We start from the raw sequence: 5,082 nt of genomic DNA on the forward strand, positions 1-5,082 counted from the left end.
GTGTCAGATGGCTGTGCGGATCGAGTTCCACGGCGATCACCACCTCCGGCCCGACCATTGCGCGAACCCGTTCGAGCAGATCGCCTTCGCAATCGTCATAGCCTTGCGCCACCATGGCGCCATGCAGGCCGAGGATGACAGCATCGACCGGCAGCGCCGCCTTGAGCTGGCCCAGAATCTCGTCGCGCAGAGCCTCATAGGTCTGCCGCTGCACCAGGCCGCCCGGCTCCGCCCAGGTGGCGGTGCCTTCGATGACGTCGAGGCCTTCGGCCACCGCACGCCGGCGTAGCGCCACCATCGGCGAGGAGCACAGCGTCGGCGTTTCCGGATGCTTGCCTGGCCCGGCATAGAAGGCCATCTCGAACGAAGCCCTATCGGTCGGCACCGGCGAGAAGGTGTTGGTTTCCGTCGCCAGCGAGGCGGTGAAAATGCGCATGAAAGCTCCGTCCGTGAATAGGCGCTATTTGACCGCCCCGAGCGCCAGGCCCCTGACGAGGTAGCGCTGCAGCCAGATGAACAGGATGGCCACCGGCAAGGTCGCCAGCAGCGTCGCGGCCATGACGTGATGCCATTCGATGGTGTAGCGGCCGGCGACCAGCGAAAACACCTGGATCGGCAGCGTGTAGCTTTCCTGGCTGCGCAGCATGGTGAGCGCCACGACGAACTCGTTCCAGGCGTTGATGAAGGTGAAGATCGCCGTCACCGCGATCGCCGGCAGGCAGAGCGGCAGGAACACCTTGCGCAAGGTCAGCCAGCGGCCGGCGCCCTCCATCCAGGCGGCTTCCTCGAGATCGCGCGGGATGGTGTCGAAATAGCTCTGCAGCATCCACACCGTGAAGGCGACGTTGAAGGCCATGTAGATGAAGCCGAGCGCCGTCGTGCTCTCGACCAGGCCCCAGGCCGCCATCAGCCGGAACAGGCCGAGCACCAGCACGATCGGCGAGATCATCTGCGAAATCAGCAGGAACTGGCGCAAGGCGCCGTAGCCGGCAAAGCGGAAGCGCGACATCGCATAGGCCGCCGGAACCGAGATCAGGATGGCGCCGACGGTGGCGATCACAGACACGTAGAGCGAATTGAGCAACGCCTGGCCGAAGCCGGTCGCCACCCACATGTCGGAAAAATTCGACCAGCGGAATTCGCTCGGCCACCAGGTCGGCGACAGCACTTCCTGTCTCGGCTTGACTGCGGTCAGGAACATCACCGCGAAGGGAAAGAGCGTCACCACGATCAGCGGCGCCAGCAGCAGCCAGGCGATGATCGAACGCTTGAGCTTGCTCGTCATGCGCGTTGCTCCCGCATCGCCAGCCGCACATAGATCATGGTGAAGACCAGCAAGATGGCGAACATCACCAGCGACACCGCCGATGCTTCGCCCAGCTTGCCGATGCGGAAGGCCAGCTTGTAGAGATGGGTGACCAGGATATCGGTCGAGTTGGCCGGACCGCCCTGCGTCATCACCCAGATGATCGGGAAGGAATTGAAGACGTAGATGGTGTTGAGCACGATGGCGATGTTGATGAACGGTTTCAGGAGCGGAAAGGTGATTTCGCGGAACTGCTGCAGCGGCGTCGCCCCTTCAAGCGCCGCCGCCTCGTAGAGATCGTCCGGGATCGACGACAGCCCGCCGAGGAAGATCGTCGTCGTGAACGGCACCGTCACCAGGATGCCGATCAGCACTTGCATCGGAAAGGCGGTTTCGGCACTCGCCAGCCACTGGATGTTGTGATCGATGAGGCCGAGGCCGATCAGCGCCGAATTGAGCATGCCGCTTTCGCCGCTCAGCGCCCAGCGCCAGACCACCGCGGTCATGGTCAGCGACACCGCCCAGGGCAGCATGATGATGACGCGGGCAATGCCGCGGCCATAGAAATCGGTGTTGAGGATCATCGCCACCGGGATCGACAAGAGAAGCGCGCCGCCGACCACCATCACCGTCCATTGGCCGGTGCGCCAAAGCGCGGCCGTGAAATCGGGATCGGCAGCGAGTGCCGCGAAATTGGCGAAGTCGTTGAAGTCACGAAGCTGGCCGAAGCGGCTGACGTCATGCGTCGAGATCTGGATCAGGTCCCAGACCGGCCAGAAGATGACCACCGCCGCCAGAAACAGGCTGGGCAAGGTCAGGAGATAGGGCAAGAAACGATTTTGCATCGGCTGGCTTTGTACCGCGTTGCGGGGAGATTGGATTTCGCTGGCTTGACAGATTGACTTGGTCCGGCCTCGTTCTTCTCAGGGCACCGCTTCAGGATTCCTTGCAACCGTCGGCGCTGCCCTCACCTGCTCGTCCGTTCTCCGCAGCAGTTGCGGAAGGGCCCCTTTCCTCTCCCCCGTCGATCGGGGGAGAGGTGTCGAGCGAAGCTCGACGGAGTGGGGGTCGACCCCTTGGGCGCAAGGCGAGACTTGCGCCTGGTGCTCTTCCTATATCCGTTCGCGGTGGCTGCCAGGTGGTTCCCCCACTCCGTCTCGGCTTCGCCGAGCCACCTCTCCCCCCTCCGGTGGGAGAGGAAAGGAGCCTGGCTGGGCGGCGTTGACATCGACGAACTATCTTTCTGCTCGAGGCTGCAAGATGTGGCGCGCCCCGCCTGAATCTGGGGCGCGCCACGGGCGCAGGGAGATACGCCCTATTCCTTCAGCACTGCCCCCCTACTTCTTCAGCACCGCATTGGCCTTGGCCGCCGCGTCCTTCAGGCCTGCCTCGGGGTCGCCGCCGAGATAGATCTTCTGCATGGCGTCCGACGTGATCTGGGCGACCTCTTCCCAGCCCGGGATGACCGGCGCGAAGCGGGCGTCGGGCAGCAGAGCGGTGAACGCGGCCAGATCGGCATTGTTGACGTAGTAGTCCATCTTGGCCTCTTCCTTGTTCACCGGCAGGAAGCCTTCGCCCTGTGTGAACTTGGCACGCTGCTCCGTGGTGAACAGGAAATCGAGCAGCTTCCAGGCCTCGTCCTTGTTCTTGGAGTTCTTGAACATGATGATGGAATCGGTGACGCCATAGGTGCCGCGCGCGCCGGTCGGTCCGGCGGGAATGGCCGCAACGCCGTATTTCAGGTTCGGCGCCTCGTCCTTGATCTGGTTGGACAGGAAGGGTGCGGTGATCATCATGCCGACCTTGCCCTGCTTGAACAGGTTCTGCACGTCCTCGCGGTTGTTGGAGGTGACGCCGGGTTCGGTCAGGCCTTCGTCGATCATCGACTTGTAAAGCTTGGCGGCTTCAAGCGCGCCGGGCGTGCTCAGGCCCGAAGTGCCGTCCTTGTTGAGGATTTCCGTGCCGTAGGACCACATCGCATAGTAGTAATAGACGTCGGTCTCGATCTCCTTGCCCTGCAGGCCGAAGCCGAACGTGCCGGACCCCAGAGCCTTGATCTTGCGCGCATCTTCCTGCAGCTCGGTCCAGTTTGCCGGTGGCTTGGCGATGCCGGCCTTCTCGAACAGCTCCTTGTTGTAGTACATGGCGCGCGCCGAGGCAGCGATCGGCAGGCCGTAGGTCTTGCCATCCATGATCGAGGGCGACAGGAAGGTGTCGATGAAGCGGTCCTTGAAGTCGGGCTTGATGTAGCCGTCGAGCGGCTCGGCGACATCCTGCTGGACGAAGTCGATCAGCCAGCGCGTGCCGATGATCGACAGATCGGCATTGGTGCCGGCGGTGATGTCGGTGGTCAGCTTCTGCAGCAGCACATCCCACGGCACCACTTCGAACTTGACCGTGATGCCGGGGTTCGCCGCCTCGAATTCCTTCTTGACGCTGTCGAAATATGGGCCAGTCTTGGCGCTGTACTCGGCCACGGTGACCCGCACCTCGCCCGCATCCGCCTGCGCCGCAATTGCCAGCATGCTCATTCCGGCCATCAGGCCGACAGTCCATTTTGCAAGACTCATTTGAACTCTCCCATTTTGATTTTTGCGCCTGCGCGCCTCTTCGTTACCCAAGCAGAAGATTTATGTTACTTTCCTACATTATCGTGGATTTGAAGGCTTGCAAGCAGATTATTCTGTTGCTTAATTACATTTTGTGGACTAGGCCTGATCCGACCTGTCGAAGATCCCGGAGGATGACGCACGGTGGTTTCGCAAACGGAACTCGAAGGCAGGGCCGAATTCGAGGGCAAGACTGTCGTTGTGACGGGTGCGGGCGGCGGCCTCGGCACGGCCATCGTGGCGCTGATGGCGCAAAGGGGCGCCAGGGTCGTAGGCTGCGACCAGTCGAGCGAGGCGTTGAAGAGCCCGTTTTTTGCCGCCCGCCACGTCTTCGATCTTCTCGACAAGGCGTCGATAGCCACAGCGATCGCCGCCATCCTCGACCGGGACGGTGTGCCCGACATTCTCATCAACAATGCCGGCTGGACGCGCGCCGAGACGCTCCCCGCGCTCAACCCCGACAGGATTGAGCAGGAACTCGACCTCAACCTGACCGGCGTGATGAATTTCGCCGATCCGCTGGTCAAGGCGATGGCCAGCCGTGGCTCCGGCAGCGTCGTCTTCATCTCCTCGGTCAACGCCATCGCGCATTTCGGCAATCCCGCCTATGCCGCGGCCAAGGCCGGCATCAACGCCTATGCCAAGGCGATCGCCGTCGAGCTCGGCCGCAGCGGCCTGCGCGCCAATGTCGTCTGCCCCGGATCGATCCGCACCGCCGCCTGGGACCACCGCCTTGCCAAGGATCCCGAAATCCTCGGCAAATTGCAGCGGCTCTATCCGCTCGGTCGCATCGTCAACGCTGCGGAAGTGGCGGAAGCCGTCGCTTTCCTTGCGTCCGATCGCGCATCGGGAGTAACAGGCGTGGTGATGCCCGTGGACGCGGGACTGACCGCCGGTTGCCTGCCCTTCATCGACGACATATTGGGAGCGTGAGCATGACCGACGTCGAGTTCCGCGACCTGTCGAAATCCTTCGGGCAGCACAAGATCCTCGAGAACATCAGCCTCGATATCAAGAGCGGCGAGTTCGTCGTCCTGGTCGGCCCGTCCGGCTGCGGCAAGTCGACCTTGCTGCGCATGCTCGCCGGCCTGGAGACGATCACTTCCGGCGATCTGTTGATCGGCGGCGTGCGCGCCAACGCGCTGCCGCCGCAGCAGCGCCACATCG

6 protein-coding genes are annotated in these 5,082 nt (G+C 62.8%); 2 read left to right on the forward strand and 4 right to left on the reverse strand.

Features of this window, described 5'->3' with window-relative positions; translation table 11 throughout:
• From ENZ74_RS21270 to ENZ74_RS21285, 4 genes are all read right to left on the reverse strand, one after another.
• Window positions 1-436 (reverse strand): M81 family metallopeptidase (locus ENZ74_RS21270; RefSeq protein WP_164761110.1); only part of this gene is annotated, 436 nt, incomplete at its 3' end.
• 24 nt (window positions 437-460) lie between these two features.
• Window positions 461-1,285, reverse strand: coding sequence for a carbohydrate ABC transporter permease (locus tag ENZ74_RS21275; protein WP_013528984.1), 825 nt, complete (start codon window positions 1,283-1,285; stop codon window positions 461-463).
• Entirely contained in the window at window positions 1,282-2,151 is an 870-nt protein-coding gene (locus ENZ74_RS21280; protein WP_024504714.1) for a sugar ABC transporter permease, read from the reverse strand. Before ENZ74_RS21280 ends, ENZ74_RS21275 begins: the two co-directional genes overlap by 4 nt.
• Before the next feature lie 492 nt (window positions 2,152-2,643).
• A complete protein-coding gene (locus ENZ74_RS21285; protein WP_013528982.1) occupies window positions 2,644-3,876 on the reverse strand; it encodes a sugar ABC transporter substrate-binding protein in 1,233 nt (410 codons plus the stop codon).
• Between the two features lie 183 nt (window positions 3,877-4,059).
• Here ENZ74_RS21285 and ENZ74_RS21290 point away from each other — a divergent pair, with 183 nt between their 5' ends.
• Together ENZ74_RS21290 and ENZ74_RS21295 are read left to right on the forward strand one after the other, a co-directional pair.
• Window positions 4,060-4,848 carry an SDR family oxidoreductase gene (locus ENZ74_RS21290; RefSeq protein WP_063169479.1) on the forward strand — a complete coding sequence of 263 codons (789 nt, stop codon included), beginning with the start codon at window positions 4,060-4,062 and terminating at the stop codon, window positions 4,846-4,848.
• A 2-nt stretch (window positions 4,849-4,850) separates the two neighbouring features.
• Window positions 4,851-5,082, forward strand: a 232-nt coding sequence (locus tag ENZ74_RS21295; protein ID WP_164761111.1) for an ATP-binding cassette domain-containing protein, incomplete at its 3' end; no start/stop codon positions are given.

It is taken from the genome of Mesorhizobium sp. M7A.F.Ca.CA.002.15.2.1, assembly GCF_003998715.1.
In the GTDB taxonomy this organism is placed as follows: Bacteria; Pseudomonadota; Alphaproteobacteria; order Rhizobiales; family Rhizobiaceae; genus Mesorhizobium; species Mesorhizobium ciceri.

Coding starts and splice junctions, on each gene's coding strand:
- ENZ74_RS21275 (WP_013528984.1), bottom strand. CDS start 1,285: ATGACGAGCAAGCTCAAGCGTTCGATCATCGCCTGGCTGCTGCTGGCG.
- ENZ74_RS21280 (WP_024504714.1), bottom strand. CDS start 2,151: ATGCAAAATCGTTTCTTGCCCTATCTCCTGACCTTGCCCAGCCTGTTT.
- ENZ74_RS21285 (WP_013528982.1), bottom strand. CDS start 3,876: ATGAGTCTTGCAAAATGGACTGTCGGCCTGATGGCCGGAATGAGCATG.